Source organism: Serratia sp. CMO1 (genome assembly GCF_015689115.1).
Taxonomy (GTDB): domain Bacteria; phylum Pseudomonadota; class Gammaproteobacteria; order Enterobacterales; family Enterobacteriaceae; genus Serratia; species Serratia marcescens.
The window spans coordinates 2137815-2151713 of sequence record NZ_CP065032.1 but is presented as its reverse complement, the minus strand read 5'-3'; the positions used below and the strand labels follow the sequence as shown (position 1 = coordinate 2151713).

General features: G+C 58.6%; 13 protein-coding genes and 3 tRNA genes. 9 read left to right on the top strand and 7 right to left on the bottom strand.

All coding sequences use genetic code 11. From position 1 onward, the window contains the following. Nucleotides 1-119 precede the first annotated feature (119 nt). Both punC and cfa read left to right on the top strand, forming a co-directional pair. Nucleotides 120-1331, top strand: a complete 1212-nt coding sequence (punC, locus tag IT763_RS10320; RefSeq protein ID WP_028128175.1) for a purine nucleoside transporter PunC — start codon at nucleotides 120-122, stop codon at nucleotides 1329-1331. Nucleotides 1332-1675: 344 nt separating this feature from the next. Continuing rightward, complete coding sequence (cfa, locus tag IT763_RS10315) at nucleotides 1676-2827, top strand: cyclopropane fatty acyl phospholipid synthase (protein WP_004931341.1); 1152 nt, start codon at nucleotides 1676-1678, stop codon at nucleotides 2825-2827. Between the two features lie 70 nt (nucleotides 2828-2897). Here the strand turns inward: cfa and IT763_RS10310 are convergent, their stop codons facing one another. Both IT763_RS10310 and IT763_RS10305 read right to left on the bottom strand, forming a co-directional pair. After that, nucleotides 2898-3191, bottom strand: a complete 294-nt coding sequence (locus IT763_RS10310; protein WP_016927929.1) for an I78 family peptidase inhibitor — start codon at nucleotides 3189-3191, stop codon at nucleotides 2898-2900. Nucleotides 3192-3245: 54 nt separating this feature from the next. After that, complete coding sequence (locus IT763_RS10305) at nucleotides 3246-3896, bottom strand: riboflavin synthase (protein ID WP_016927930.1); 651 nt, start codon at nucleotides 3894-3896, stop codon at nucleotides 3246-3248. A 239-nt stretch (nucleotides 3897-4135) separates the two neighbouring features. On the opposite strand from IT763_RS10305, the gene IT763_RS10300 reads away from it, so the two are divergent. The 7 genes from IT763_RS10300 to IT763_RS10270 all read left to right on the top strand — a co-directional run bounded on the left by IT763_RS10300 (nucleotide 4136) and on the right by IT763_RS10270 (nucleotide 8742). Continuing rightward, the gene (locus tag IT763_RS10300) at nucleotides 4136-5512 is read left to right on the top strand and encodes an MATE family efflux transporter (protein ID WP_049300311.1); all 1377 of its coding nucleotides are present in this window, start codon (nucleotides 4136-4138) and stop codon (nucleotides 5510-5512) included. A 181-nt stretch (nucleotides 5513-5693) separates the two neighbouring features. Then, nucleotides 5694-5770: transfer RNA gene (locus IT763_RS10295), tRNA-Val, on the top strand. A 20-nt stretch (nucleotides 5771-5790) separates the two neighbouring features. After that, nucleotides 5791-5867: transfer RNA gene (locus tag IT763_RS10290), tRNA-Val, on the top strand. Nucleotides 5868-5887: 20 nt separating this feature from the next. Beyond that, nucleotides 5888-5964: transfer RNA gene (locus IT763_RS10285), tRNA-Val, on the top strand. 121 nt (nucleotides 5965-6085) lie between these two features. Next, nucleotides 6086-6391: a hypothetical protein gene (locus IT763_RS10280; RefSeq protein WP_016927932.1), complete on the top strand. Its 306-nt coding sequence runs from the start codon at nucleotides 6086-6088 to the stop codon at nucleotides 6389-6391. A gap of 393 nt (nucleotides 6392-6784) precedes the next feature. After that, on the top strand, nucleotides 6785-8197 hold the full coding sequence (gene pykF, locus IT763_RS10275; protein WP_143778926.1) for a pyruvate kinase PykF: 1413 nt from the start codon (nucleotides 6785-6787) through the stop codon (nucleotides 8195-8197). A 308-nt stretch (nucleotides 8198-8505) separates the two neighbouring features. Further along, the gene (locus IT763_RS10270) at nucleotides 8506-8742 is read left to right on the top strand and encodes a major outer membrane lipoprotein (RefSeq protein WP_004931354.1); all 237 of its coding nucleotides are present in this window, start codon (nucleotides 8506-8508) and stop codon (nucleotides 8740-8742) included. Between the two features lie 143 nt (nucleotides 8743-8885). Here the strand turns inward: IT763_RS10270 and IT763_RS10265 are convergent, their stop codons facing one another. The 5 genes from IT763_RS10265 to sufC form a co-directional block, all read right to left on the bottom strand. Further along, on the bottom strand, nucleotides 8886-9899 hold the full coding sequence (locus tag IT763_RS10265) for a L,D-transpeptidase family protein (RefSeq protein ID WP_004931356.1): 1014 nt from the start codon (nucleotides 9897-9899) through the stop codon (nucleotides 8886-8888). 296 nt (nucleotides 9900-10195) lie between these two features. Then, on the bottom strand, nucleotides 10196-10612 hold the full coding sequence (sufE, locus tag IT763_RS10260; RefSeq protein WP_206195389.1) for a cysteine desulfuration protein SufE: 417 nt from the start codon (nucleotides 10610-10612) through the stop codon (nucleotides 10196-10198). A 35-nt stretch (nucleotides 10613-10647) separates the two neighbouring features. Further along, nucleotides 10648-11874 (bottom strand): cysteine desulfurase SufS, encoded by a 1227-nt coding sequence (gene sufS / locus IT763_RS10255; protein ID WP_206195388.1) that lies wholly within the window; start codon nucleotides 11872-11874, stop codon nucleotides 10648-10650. Continuing rightward, nucleotides 11871-13157 (bottom strand): Fe-S cluster assembly protein SufD, encoded by a 1287-nt coding sequence (sufD, locus tag IT763_RS10250; RefSeq protein ID WP_049300241.1) that lies wholly within the window; start codon nucleotides 13155-13157, stop codon nucleotides 11871-11873. Before sufD ends, sufS begins: the two co-directional genes overlap by 4 nt. Beyond that, entirely contained in the window at nucleotides 13132-13878 is a 747-nt protein-coding gene (gene sufC / locus IT763_RS10245) for a Fe-S cluster assembly ATPase SufC (RefSeq protein ID WP_016927936.1), read from the bottom strand. The genes sufD and sufC overlap by 26 nt, the downstream gene beginning before the upstream one ends. Nucleotides 13879-13899 lie beyond the last annotated feature (21 nt).

Genomic DNA, 13899 nt, shown 5'->3' with positions numbered 1-13899 from the left:
TTGCCTTCAATTTTTTTAACAGCACTTTGCAAATATTACCGTTTCACAAGCAGAGATCCAGCCGGATACACTGGCCGGCGCTAAAAACCTGCGACACTAAAATATTAACGAGAAATACCATGCGAAATTCCTTTGGTTTTATGTTCTACCTCGCCGGCCTGAGCATGCTGGGTTATCTGGCGACCGATATGTACCTGCCCGCCTTCGGCGCCATGCGGGAGGAACTGCAAATTTCCGCCGGCGCGGTCAGCGCCAGCCTGAGCATCTTTCTGGCCGGCTTCGCCTTCGCGCAGTTGCTGTGGGGGCCGCTCTCCGACCGACTGGGCCGCAAACCGGTATTATTGATTGGCCTGTCGCTGTTCGCGCTCGGCTGCCTGGGCATGCTGTGGGTGGAAAATGCCGTGCAGCTCTGGATACTGCGCTTTATTCAGGCCGTCGGCGTCTGTTCCGCCGCCGCCATCTGGCAAGCGCTGGTGGTCGACCGCTATCGCGAAGGCCAGGCCAACCGCGTATTCGCCACCATCATGCCGCTGGTGGCGCTGTCGCCGGCGTTGGCGCCACTGCTTGGCGCCTGGCTGCTGAACCACGCCAGCTGGCGCGCGATCTTCGCCGTGCTGTTGGCCATCACCGCCCTGCTGCTGCTGCCGACGTTGCTGCTCAAAGATCGCGCCAAAACGCAACCCGCCGCCGATGCGCCAAAAAGCGGCGTCAGTTTTTGGCAATTATTGAAATCCCCGGTGTTCAGCGGCAACGTCGCTATGTACGCCGCCTGCTCGGCCGGCTTCTTTGCCTGGCTGACCGGCTCGCCGTTCATCCTCGGTGATATGGGCTACGGCCCGAGCGACATCGGTCTGAGCTATGTGCCGCAGACGCTGGCTTTCCTATTGGGGGGCTATGGCTGCCGCGCCGCGCTCAAGCGCATCAATGGCAAAACCCTGCTGCCGTGGCTGCTGGTAGCTTACGCTGTCAGCATGGTGGCCCTGTATCTGGTGGCGACCCTGACCAATCCGACGCTCACCACGCTGCTGATCCCGTTCTGCGTCATGGCGCTGGTCAACGGCGCCGGCTACCCGATCATGGTGGCGAATGCGCTGATGCCATTCCCGGAAAGCAGCGGTAAAGCCGCCGCGCTGCAAAATACGCTGCAATTGGGGCTGTGTTTTGTGGCAAGCATGCTGGTGTCGGCGTTTATTGCCCAGCCGCTGTTGGCAACGGTGACGGTGATGGTATCTACGGTAGTCCTGGCCGCGCTGGGTTATTTCCTGCAGCGGGGAAAAGCGGCCGATGCGCAGCAAAAGGCACAGCGGGAACATGCTAACTCAGCGTCATAATTACCAAGATTAATAATCACTTAAAGAATATGCGTGCCGAGTGCGATTTACAGTTGAGTCAACGCCCCGGCACGCCTATACTCAAAAACAACCTTGTAAAGTAGCACCTTATAATCTCTATATCTCAATCAGCTATTGTGTACGCGCCTTGCGTCACACTCTTTTTTTAAAGAGGCGTTTATCCTGCGCCGTTTGCGTCGGGCCGTTTCTTTAAATTTCCTCTGTTCATAGTCGGATATCAGACGCCGCGGGCTTATTTCCCGCTGGTATACGTATGCACCCGCAGAAATTGTCTAAGCTGTTTCCTAACGGGTCATCAGTCAGAAGAAGGTGATGGAGAAGCTATGAGTTCATCGTGTATAGAAGATCTGAGCATCCAGGATAACCAGTGGTACCGTATCGCGCACGAAATGCTCGGTCTGGCCGGTATCGAAATCAACGGATCGCGCCCTTTCGATATTCAGGTTAAAAATCCCGAATTCTTTAAACGCGTTTTGCAGCAAGGGTCACTGGGCCTGGGCGAAAGCTATATGGACGGTTGGTGGGAGTGCGAGCGGCTGGATATGTTCTTTCAGCGCGTGGTCAGCGCCGGGCTGGAGAAGAAACTCCCCCACCACCTGAAAGATACCCTGCGTATCGCCGCCGCGCGCCTGACCAATCTGCAATCGAAAAAGCGCGCCTGGATCGTCGGCAAAGAGCATTACGATCTTGGCAACGATCTGTTTACCCTGATGCTCGATCCTTACATGCAATATTCCTGCGGCTACTGGAAAGACGCCACCACGCTGGAGGAAGCGCAGGAAGCCAAGTTGCGGATGATCTGCGAGAAACTGCAGCTGCAACCGGGCATGCGTTTGCTGGACATCGGCTGCGGCTGGGGCGGCCTTTCCGCCTATGCGGCGAAAAATTACGGCGTGTCGGTGGTCGGCGTGACCATCTCCGCCGAACAGCAGAAGCTGGCTCAGGCGCGCTGCGCCGGGCTGGATGTGCAGATCCTGTTGCAGGATTATCGCGATCTGCATCAGCAGTTCGATCGCATCGTGTCCGTTGGCATGTTCGAGCATGTCGGGCCGAAAAACTACCGCACCTATTTCGACGTGGTGGAGCGCAATCTGGCGCCGCACGGCCTGTTCCTGCTGCACACCATCGGCTCCAACAAGACCGACATGAACGTCGATCCCTGGATCAACAAATATATCTTCCCGAACGGCTGCCTGCCCTCCGTGAGACATATCGCCGAGGCCAGCGAAGGTCATTTCGTGATGGAAGACTGGCACAACATCGGCGCCGACTACGATCGCACGCTGATGGCCTGGTTCGAGCGCTTCAAACAGGCGTGGCCGCAGCTCGCCGAGCGCTATTCCGAGCGCTTCGAACGGATGTTCAGCTATTATCTGAACGCCTGCGCCGGCGCGTTCCGGGCGCGCGATCTGCAGCTATGGCAGGTGGTGTTCAGCCCGAAAGGCGTGGAAGGCGGCATCCGCGTCGCACGCTGAACGCTCCCCTAATAAAAAAGCCCCGGCAACCTCATCGCCGGGGCTTTTTTGCTCTTTCTAACCAGGCGGCTTAGCCGCAGTAAACGCGGATGATTTTATCGTCGCTGTCGCCAAGGAAGTTCAGGCGGCGCAGGTTGAAATCCATGGTGACGGCAGAGTTGTACGGAATCGCTCGCACCTTGGCGTCGATCCGCACGCCTTCCAACGAGGTCATCGGTTTGCCGACGAAGTTTTGATACTGCGATGCGCCACAGGTATCGTCCGCATCGGCCATTTGAGCGCCAGCGCCCTGCTCAGGCGAACTGCTGCAGGCGCTCAGCGCCAGCAACGCGGTTAACAACAACGTTTTCCCATAAAACTTCACGCGTTTCTCCTCTCTGCTTATGATTCGATGCCGGCGGTCACGCCAGAATCGCTGTCAGTCTTTGTGCGCCGGCGCCATCGCCGCGGCCAACGTCGCTTCCCGATTGGCCAGCACGCGCTCGACGGTGTCCACCACCGCCTGCGTTTGCGGATCGATCTCGATGTTCACCTTGTCGCCGAGGCGTTTCTTACCCAGCGTGGTGCGATCCAGCGTTTCCGGGATCAGGTGCACGCAGAAACGGTTATTCACCACTTCACCGATGGTCAGGCTAATGCCGTCGATGCCGATGAAACCTTTGTGCAGCACATATTTCATCAATTCCGCATTCGGCATGCGCAGCCATACCTGGCGGTTATTTTCCGAGGTATAAATTTTGGCCACTTCCGCCGTGCAGATAATATGGCCGGACATCAAATGACCGCCAATTTCATCATTGAATTTCGCCGCGCGCTCGATATTGACGATGTCGCCCAGCGCCAGATCGCCGAGGTTGGTCAGGCGCAGCGTTTCCTTGATCAAATCAAAGCTGACGCGGTTGCCTTCCACCGCGGTGACGGTCAGGCAGCAGCCGTTATGCGCCACCGACGCGCCCAGCTCCAGCCCCGGCAGCAGCTCGGCAGGCATTTCGATCACGTGGGTGCGGAAATTGGGTTTCTCATCAATGGCGACCAACGGCGCGGTGCCTTGTACGATACCGGTGAACATATGTGCCTCTTCTTGCTAAATAGGTTAAAACGCTACCGGCAGTTTGCCCCAGTTGGCGCTGAAAACCAAATCCGCGACGGCAAAAAACGAATGGCTGCGCATTTAATAACTCTTTATCTGCGGCGTTTGCTTAACGGCGCCGAGCAGGTACAATCTTTTTGACAAAATTCCGCTATTTTAATTGTTGTCCTCTCGCGGCAGCCCTCCCTCCCACATATATAAATAGAAAAGGTGTATGCGTGCAGAAGTACTTAATTGAAGCGCGTAGTTTATTGGCTCTCGCTATCCCAGTCATCATCGCGCAAATATCGCAAACCGCCATGGGCGTGGTGGATACCATCATGGCCGGCGCTTACAGCGCCACCGACATGGCGGCGGTGGCGGTCGGCACCTCGATCTGGCTGCCGGCCATTTTGTTCGGCCACGGCCTGCTGCTGGCGCTGACCCCGGTGATCGCCCAGCTCAACGGCGCCGGCCGTCGCGATCGCATCGCCCATCAGGTGCGTCAGGGCTTCTGGCTGGCCTCCGGCGTGTCCGTGCTGTTGATCGTCGTGCTGTATAACTGCAAGTTCGTCATCGACATGATGCACAACATCGATCCGCAGTTGGCGGATAAAGCCGTCGGTTATCTGCACGCCATCATGTGGGGGGCGCCGGGTTACCTGTTCTTCCAGGTGATGCGCAACCAGTGTGAAGGGCTGTCCAAAACCAAGCCCGGCATGGTGATCGGCTTCCTCGGCCTGCTGGTGAATATCCCGATCAACTACATCTTCATCTACGGCAAGTTCGGCATGCCGGAGTTGGGTGGCGTCGGCTGCGGCGTCGCCACCGGCAGCGTCTACTGGATCATGTTCCTGATGATGCGCTGGTACGTGAAGCGCGCGCCGTCGCAGCGCGACATCAAGCGCCAGGCAGGCGATCTCGGCGGCCCGGACTGGGCGGCGCTGAAGCGCCTGATCGGCATCGGCATGCCGGTGGCGCTGGCGCTGTTCTTCGAAGTCACCCTGTTCGCCGTGGTGGCGCTGCTGGTGTCGCCGCTCGGGATCGTCGCGGTCGCCGGCCACCAGATCGCGCTTAACTTCAGCGCGCTGATGTTCGTGTTGCCGCTGTCGCTGGGCGTCGGCGCCACCATCCGCGTCGGTTATCGTCTGGGGGAAGGTTCGGTCGAAGGCGCGCGCGTCGCCGCTTACTCCGCCATCGGCGTCGGTATCACCATGGCCGTTTGCACCGCGCTGTTTACCGCCACTTTCCGCGAACCGATCGCCCTGCTGTACAACGACAGCCCGGCGGTGGTGGCGATGGCCTCGCAGTTGATGCTGCTGGCGGCGCTGTACCAGATCTCGGATTCGGTCCAGGTGATCGGCAGCGGCGTGCTGCGCGGTTATAAAGATACCCGCGCGATCTTCTTCATCACCTTTATCGCTTATTGGGTGTTGGGCCTGCCGAGCGGCTATCTGCTGGCGTTAACCGATGCGGTGGTGCCGGCGATGGGGCCAAGCGGTTTCTGGATCGGCTTTATCATCGGCCTGACCTTCGCCGCCATCATGATGGCGCTGCGCATGCGCTGGCTGCAGAAACAGCCGACCGCCGTCATTCTGCAGCGATCCACGCGCTGAACCCGCGCCCGGCCGGTTTCCTCCCCGGCCGGGTCGCGGTTTGCGGAAAAAAACGCCGGACTGCGCACAACCTCAGCAATCGCGTGAAATACCGAATAAAATTGCGCTTTTCCCCTTGCCAGCACGCAGGTAGCTCGTTAATATTCGTCCCCGCTGTCAGCCATGACAGACAGGAAAAGATGCGTCCGTAGCTCAGTTGGTTAGAGCACCACCTTGACATGGTGGGGGTCGGTGGTTCGAGTCCACTCGGACGCACCAAATTCCAGAAGCAGTACAGTGCGTCCGTAGCTCAGTTGGTTAGAGCACCACCTTGACATGGTGGGGGTCGGTGGTTCGAGTCCACTCGGACGCACCAAATTTCAGAAGCAGCGCAGTGCGTCCGTAGCTCAGTTGGTTAGAGCACCACCTTGACATGGTGGGGGTCGGTGGTTCGAGTCCACTCGGACGCACCATATTGCTGATTCATCTCTTCCCCTATCGCGTTATACTTCCCGTTGTTTCGTCTCTGCCCGACCGTTCGATTTTTCATGTCGATTGCGCCGAACTACCGCCATCAGCCATCAGGAACGCCACATGACCACCTTCACCGCCAAAACCGCCTTTTTACCGCTCGACAATGGCCTTGCCCGCCGTGAAGGCGTGATGAGCGACGGTTCGCCGGCGGCGGAAGTGCGTTTCGAGGCCGGCGCCTTCGGCCAACTGCAAAAGCCCGCGCACGCGCGGCAAACCCGGGTGATATCCGGCGAATTCGAGTTCACCCTCGGCGGCGACACCCGGATAGTACGTGCCGGCGAGAGCCTAACCCTGCCGGCCAACGTCGCCAGCGGCTGCTTCTGCCTGAGCGCTGGCGTGCTGCTGGAAATCCCGCAAACGCGCTAAGCCATATTTACAGCAAGGTTATTTGCGCAACAAGCGGTGCGCAACGCGTTGCATTTGCGCCACATTTGCCCCCGTTTTGACATATCCGCCACACCGCCGCGGTTTTTTATTTTGTTTCCCGCCGCTTAGCCTTTATAATGCGCAACGTCTATCAGTTGAATGGTTTCAGCCCTTGATCTGCGAAAACGCAATAACAACACGATGTGATCTCACCCCGTTGCGCAGCATCTCCGCGCCCCCGCGCGGGCTGAATTTTTCCGCCCCACTTCAACTGTCGTCACCTATCCTTAACTATGTTTTTCACCACCAGGCACGGCTCAAATTCCCTATCGGCGTAAACCGCGCCGGTCAAATTCGTTTTTTTATCCATCACAACTTGTAGAAAACTCCGCCATGAAAAAGACCAAAATTGTTTGTACCATCGGTCCAAAAACCGAATCGGAAGAAATGCTGACCAACCTGCTCAATGCGGGCATGAACGTGATGCGTCTCAACTTCTCTCACGGCGACTATGAAGAGCACGGCAACCGCATCAAGAACATGCGCGCCGTGATGGCGAAAACCGGTATCAACGCCGGCATCCTGCTGGATACCAAAGGCCCGGAAATTCGCACCATGAAACTGGAAGGCGGCAAAGACGCCTCGCTGGTCGCCGGCCAAACCTTCACCTTCACCACTGACCAGAGCGTGATCGGCAACAGCGAGCGCGTGGCGGTCACCTACGCCGGCTTCGCCGCCGACCTGAAGATCGGCAACACCGTGCTGGTTGACGACGGCCTGATCGGCATGGAAGTCACCAACGTGACCGAGAACGAAGTCATCTGTAAGGTGCTGAACAACGGCGACCTGGGCGAGAACAAAGGCGTTAACCTGCCGGGCGTGTCCATCCAGCTGCCTGCGCTGGCCGAGAAAGACAAACGCGACCTGATCTTCGGCTGCGAGCAAGGCGTCGACTTCGTGGCAGCGTCCTTCATCCGCAAACGCTCCGATGTGCTGGAGATCCGCGAGCACCTGAAAGCCCACGGCGGCGAGCAGATCCAGATCATCTCCAAGATCGAAAACCAGGAAGGCCTGAACAACTTCGACGAAATCCTCGAAGCGTCCGATGGCATCATGGTTGCCCGTGGCGATCTGGGCGTCGAGATCCCGGTAGAAGAAGTGATCTTCGCCCAGAAGATGATGATCGAGAAATGCAACCGCGCGCGTAAAGTGGTCATCACCGCCACCCAGATGCTCGATTCCATGATCAAAAACCCGCGCCCTACCCGCGCGGAAGCCGGCGACGTCGCCAACGCCATCCTGGACGGCACCGATGCCGTCATGCTGTCCGGCGAGAGCGCCAAGGGCAAATACCCGCTGGAAGCGGTCAACATCATGGCGACCATCTGCGAGCGCACCGATCGCGTGATGCCTAGCCGCATCGACTCCCTGAACGATCGCCGCAAGCTGCGCATCACCGAAGCGGTGTGCCGCGGCGCGGTTGAAACCGCCGAGAAACTGGACGCGCCGCTGATCGTGGTCGCCACCAGCGGCGGCAAATCGGCGAAATCCGTGCGTAAATACTTCCCGAACGCGGTGATCCTGGCGCTGACCACCAATGAAACTACCGCGCATCAGCTGGTGCTGAGCAAAGGCGTCATTCCGCAGATGGTCAAGGAAATCGCCTCTACCGACGACTTCTACCGCATCGGTAAAGAAGCCGCCCTAGCCAGCGGCCTGGCGCAGAAAGGCGACGTCGTGGTGATGGTTTCCGGCGCGCTGGTGCCAAGCGGCACCACCAACACGGCCTCGGTACACGTGCTGTAATATAAAACGTGACATAATTGTCTTGATCAAAACGCCGCTTTGCGGCGTTTTTTTTATCAGCAGTAAACTATTTTTCTCAAAACGCAACCGCGATCCGCTCATTATTTAGCTAATAAAGAATCGGAGTAGTCCCATGGAAGCCGGCTGTTTTCCCTCGTTTTTTTAACTAATTTGTAAAACCAGATGCAAGTTTGAGCGAACGATCAAAATAAAGCACCTCAACACTAAAAAATTATTCTCTTTCGAAAAAAGTTTGTGTAATACTTGTAACGCTACATGGAGATTAACTCAATCTAGAGGGTGTTATAATGAATCGTACTAAACTGGTACTGGGCGCGGTAATCCTGGGTTCCACTCTGCTGGCTGGCTGCTCTAGCAACGCTAAAATCGATCAACTGTCTTCTGACGTTCAGACTCTGAACGCTAAAGTTGATCAGCTGAGCAACGACGTGAACGCAATGCGTTCTGACGTTCAAGCTGCTAAAGACGACGCAGCACGCGCTAACCAGCGTCTGGACAACCAAGCTCACGCTTACAAAAAGTAAGATAGCTTTGGTTATTGAAAACGGCGCACATTGTGCGCCGTTTTTTTTTGTCTGTCCGTCAGCACTGGATGTTGCCTGCACGGCAGGCAAAAAAAAGAGGTTCAGCACGCTGAACCCCTCTTCGACCGCTCAATCCTGCAAACTTAGTTCACCGAACTGATTGGCGCTGCCTTGAATGGGCTCTTATTCGCCGCAGGAGCCGCTGCAGGCGTCAAACTCACCGCCGACGGGCTCTCCCCTACGTTGACCAGCACCGGCATGCCAGAACGGCGTACAACCGCGCTATCGAATACGGCGCGATCGGTTTGCCCATCGGCCGCAAAGGCTTTCTCCGCTTTAGACAACGCGATCGGCATGGTCTGCGGATCATCACTTTCTACCCGCGACAGCGGCTGGTGCACTTCCACATAGCGTTTGCCGTCCGGCTCGACGGAAATCTTCACCGGATCGTTGATCACTTGCACCCGCGTGCCGCGCGGCACCATGTTGAACAGCGCCTCGATGTCCGTCGGACGCAGACGAATGCAGCCGGAGCTGACGCGCATGCCGATACCGAAGTTGGCGTTGGTGCCGTGGATCAGGTATTCACCGCGCCCCATCGCCAGACGCAGGGCGAACAGCCCCATCGGGTTTTCAGGGCCGGCCGGCACCACCGCAGGCAACGTCACGCCCTGGGATTGATAGCGCTTGCGGATGTTGGCGGTGGGCGTCCAGGTCGGGTTAGGGATCTTCTGGCTGATGGAGGTTACCTCCAGCGGCGTGTGCATCCCGGTCTGGCCGATGCCGATCGGATAGACGATCACTTTGTTCTCGCCTTTCGGGTAGTAATAAAGGCGCAGCTCGGCCAGGTTGACGATGATCCCTTCACGCTTGGTGTCAGGCAGCAGCATTTGGGTCGGAATGGTCAGCACCGTACCCGGCTTGGGCAGGAACGGGTCAGTGCCAGGGTTGGCTTCCAGCATGCCCAGCAGACCGATCTTGTAGTCAGCGGCGATGGCTTCCAGCGGGCGGCCGTCGTTTGGCACGGTATAAGTGGTGTTTTCGCCGATCAGACGGCTGTCCGGCGGCGGCAGCGGGTACTCGGTCGCACTGGCGGCCTGCGTGCCGGCCAATACGGTGGCGAAGACCATGCCCATTAAACTCAACGCACGTTTCATTATCATCCCTATATTTTTTATGACGGTTCGCCCACAAGGCTAACGAGCGCCTGGTGGTGGGTAAATCAGACAATACCTGATTAATACTAGCAACGCTGGTATCAAAGGCAATAAGTCCTCTAAAAATCAACACGTTATAACGTAATCGCCGTCATTGATTGTCAACGAAACGTCAACAGATAAGCTGCTGAAATATCACTGAATTGGGCGCGTTGTTCGGGGGAAAACCGTGAATTGTAAAGACTCATTGACAAAGCGAAGATATCAATGAGTCTTGAGGATGAGGGCGTTATAGGTCAGGCCAGCTGCGCCGCTTTACTGCGAATGGCGCGGATCATCGCCTCCAGCCCATGTGAGCGCGAAGGCGTCAGATGTTGGCTGAGCGCCAGCTCGGTGAAAAACGGCCGCACATCGAGATCGACGATCTGCTGCGGCGTCAATTGACGATAAAGAATGAACACCACCGCCAGCAGCCCTTTGACGATCGCCGCGTCGCTGTCGCCGTGAAACTCGACCTGCCCCTGCTCATCGCGGCGCATCACGATCCACACCTGGCTCTGACAGCCGGAGATCAGGTTGCCGGCCTGCCGCTCGGCCTCGTCCAGCGGCGGCAATTTGGCGCCGAGTTCAATCACGTACAGGTATTTCTCCTCCCAGTTCAGACAGCGGGAGAAATTACGCACCAATTTATCTTTGTCCGGCAAATTCGCCATGGGGATCCTTTTGTACGCCGGGGACGCGCCCCGGCCTAACCTAATAGCTGATGAATGCGTTGCAGCCCGGCCACCAGCCGGTCCACCTCTTCGCGGGTATTATATAACGCCAGCGAAGCGCGGCACATGCTCGGCACCTGATAAAACGCCATCAGCGGCATCGCGCAGTGATGGCCGGTGCGAATGGCGATACCGTACTGATCGAGGAAGCTGCCGACGTCATAGGCGTGGTGTTCCCCCAAATTAAAGGCGATCACCCCAGCGCGATGCGCCGGACCATAGATTTTCAGCGTTGGCACCTGCTTGAGCGCCTCGAGCGCGTAATGCATCAGCGACTGTTCATAATCGTGGATCGCATTCAGGCTCAAAGCTTCGACGTAATCAAACGCCGCGCCCAGCCCCATGATGCCGGCGGTGTTCGGCGAACCGGCCTCGAAGCGCCACGGCGGATCGGCGAAGGTGGTGCCCGCCGTCAGGCTGACCTGCCGGATCATCGAGCCGCCCCCTTCCCACGGCGGCATCTGCTGCAACAACGCCTGGCGGCCATACAGCATGCCGATGCCGGAAGGGCCATACAGCTTATGGCCGGAAAACACGTAGAAATCGCAGTCCAGCGCCTGGACATCGACGCGCTGGTGCATCACCGCCTGCGCGCCGTCCACCAGCACCGTCAGATCCGGCGCCAGGGTTCTGGCGCGGGCGATGATCTCACGCACCGGGTTGACGGTGCCCAGCACGTTGGAGACCTCGGTCAGCGCCAGCAGTTTGCAGGACGCGTCGACCAGTTCCGGCAACCGCGCCAGATCCAGCGTGCCGTCCGGCTGCAGCGGCCACACCCGCAGCTGCAACCCACGCTCTTGCGCCAGTATCTGCCACGGCACGATGTTGGCGTGGTGCTCCATCTCGGTGATGAGAATCGCATCGCCCGGCTGCAGCAGGTGGCGGCCAAAGCTGTTGGCCACCAGGTTGATGCCTTCGGTGGTGCCCTTGACGAACACCATCTCTTCCGCCGAGGCGGCATTGATAAAGCGCGCCGCCTGTTCCCGCACCGCTTCCATCTGCTGAGTCGCCTCGGCGCTCAGGGTGTGGATGCCGCGATGCACCGCCGCATAACCGTGGCGGTAGAACCCCAGCTCACGGTCGATCACCGCCTGCGGTTTCTGCGCGCTGGCGGCGCTGTCGAGATAGGCCAGCGGTTGGCCGTTCACCTCACGCGCCAACAGCGGGAAATCGCCGCGTACGCGTTCAATCGGATAACTCATGCAGCCTCCCCCGGCAGGCGCTGGGCGATGCGAGCCAGCACCCGTTCCCGGATGGTGTCGTTGGCGATGCCTTCGGTCAGCTCGGCGGCGAAGGCGAAGATGATCATCTGCTGCGCCGCGTGCTTGTCGATGCCACGCGACTGCAGATAGAACAGCTGCTCTTCATCGATGCGCCCCACGGTGGCGCCGTGGCTGCACTTGACGTCGTCTGCGTAGATCTCCAGCTGCGGCTTGGTATCCACTTCTGCCACCTTGCCCAACAGCAGGTTATGGTTGGTCATCTGGCCGTCGGTTTTGATCGCGTGCTTGGCCACTTTGATCATGCCGTTGAACACCGCCTTGCCGCGATCGCTGACCACGGTTTTATGCAGCTGCCGGCTTTCGCAATAGCCCTTGTTGTGCTCCAGATAGGTGCGGGTGTCGCAAATCTCTTTGCCCACCGGCAGCACCAGGCTGTTGATCACCAGATTCGCGCCTTCGCCGTTCAACTGCGCGCTGGTGTTGTGCCGCGTCAGGCCGGCGCCCAGCAGGAAGCTGTCGCTTTTCACCCGCGCGTCGCGGCCGATAACCAGATCGTTGTGGGCAAAGTGGTAGCTTGGCTGGCTCTCAAACGCCAGCTTGCAGTGCAACAGCCCGGCGTTGTCCGCCACATTGGCGGTCAGGCGCGCGCCGGTGAAGTGTGCGGCCTCGCCCAGGCTGACGTAGTGTTCGATCACTTCCGCCTCAGCCCCGCGCCCGATCTCCAGATGATGGCGGTGATGCACGGTGTTCACTTCCCCGGCTGCGCCGCGTCCGCTGCTGATGTGCAGCAGATACAGCGGGCGTGCAGGGATCTTGCCGGCCGGCAAGCGAATCAGGCTGGTTTCCTGCGCCAGGCTTTCGGTCAGGTGCAGAAAAATCTCTGGCTGGATCGGCTCCGGCAACGCCTGAGGCGTGCCATAAGCGGTCAACTCGAACTGGTAGTCGCCCAGGTCGCCATCGCTCAGCGCGGCGCTGTAGCGGCCGTCGATAAACACCAGCCGACAGGCATCGATGCCGAGCGCCAGCACATCGAGCTGCTCTGCGCTCACCGGGGCGGGCTGCGGTTCGAGGAATTGCTGCTCCAGCAGGCTCTCCAGCGGCGTGTATTTCCAGTTTTCATGCTTGCGCGTCGGCCAGCCGAGGCGCAGCGCCTGCTGCCAGTGCGCCAGCGCATGCGGCGAACGCTCGCCGCCGCGGCCTTCGAACAGGCGATACAGCTGCTGCAGCGCGTTTGAATTACTGTTGGTCGGTAAGCCAGCCATAGCCCTGCTCCTCCAACTGTTTCACCAGCGAGAAATCACCGGATTTGACGATGCGCCCCTGCGACAGTACGTGTACGTAATCCGGCTGGATATAGTCCAGAATGCGCTGGTAGTGGGTGACGATGATAAAGGCGCGCTTGCCGTCCCGCAGCGAGTTGACGCCGTTGGCGACGATCTTGAGCGCATCGATGTCCAGGCCGGAGTCGGTTTCATCGAGAATGCACAGATCCGGTTCCAGCGCCGCCATCTGCAGAATGTCGTTGCGTTTTTTCTCGCCGCCGGAGAAGCCGACGTTGACCGAACGGGTCAACAGATCGGCCGGCATGTCCAGCAGCGCGATTTTCTCTTCGATGAAATCGGCGAAGTCAAAGCGATCCAGTGGCTCCTGTTCGCGGTATTTGCGCACCGCGTTGACCGATGTCTGCAGGAAGAAGTGGTTGCTGACGCCGGGGATCTCCACCGGGTACTGGAAGGCCAGAAACACGCCCTCGCCCGCGCGATCTTCCGGATCCAGCTCCAGCAGATCCTTGCCTTTGAAGGTGACTTCCCCTTCGGTCACTTCATATTCTTCACGCCCGGCCAACGTGGCGGACAGCGTGCTCTTGCCCGAGCCGTTCGGCCCCATGATGGCGTGCACTTCGCCCGGTTTGATCTCCAGATCCAATCCCTTGAGGATCTCGTTGCCTTCCACGCTGACTTTCAAATTCTTGATGCTTAACATGCTGTGTCCTCAGATAGCGCC

Coding starts and splice junctions, on each gene's coding strand:
- punC (WP_028128175.1), top strand. CDS start 120: ATGCGAAATTCCTTTGGTTTTATGTTCTACCTCGCCGGCCTGAGCATG.
- cfa (WP_004931341.1), top strand. CDS start 1,676: ATGAGTTCATCGTGTATAGAAGATCTGAGCATCCAGGATAACCAGTGG.
- IT763_RS10305 (WP_016927930.1), bottom strand. CDS start 3,896: ATGTTCACCGGTATCGTACAAGGCACCGCGCCGTTGGTCGCCATTGAT.
- IT763_RS10280 (WP_016927932.1), top strand. CDS start 6,086: ATGACCACCTTCACCGCCAAAACCGCCTTTTTACCGCTCGACAATGGC.
- pykF (WP_143778926.1), top strand. CDS start 6,785: ATGAAAAAGACCAAAATTGTTTGTACCATCGGTCCAAAAACCGAATCG.
- IT763_RS10270 (WP_004931354.1), top strand. CDS start 8,506: ATGAATCGTACTAAACTGGTACTGGGCGCGGTAATCCTGGGTTCCACT.
- IT763_RS10265 (WP_004931356.1), bottom strand. CDS start 9,899: ATGAAACGTGCGTTGAGTTTAATGGGCATGGTCTTCGCCACCGTATTG.
- sufE (WP_206195389.1), bottom strand. CDS start 10,612: ATGGCGAATTTGCCGGACAAAGATAAATTGGTGCGTAATTTCTCCCGC.
- sufS (WP_206195388.1), bottom strand. CDS start 11,874: ATGAGTTATCCGATTGAACGCGTACGCGGCGATTTCCCGCTGTTGGCG.
- sufD (WP_049300241.1), bottom strand. CDS start 13,157: ATGGCTGGCTTACCGACCAACAGTAATTCAAACGCGCTGCAGCAGCTG.
- sufC (WP_016927936.1), bottom strand. CDS start 13,878: ATGTTAAGCATCAAGAATTTGAAAGTCAGCGTGGAAGGCAACGAGATC.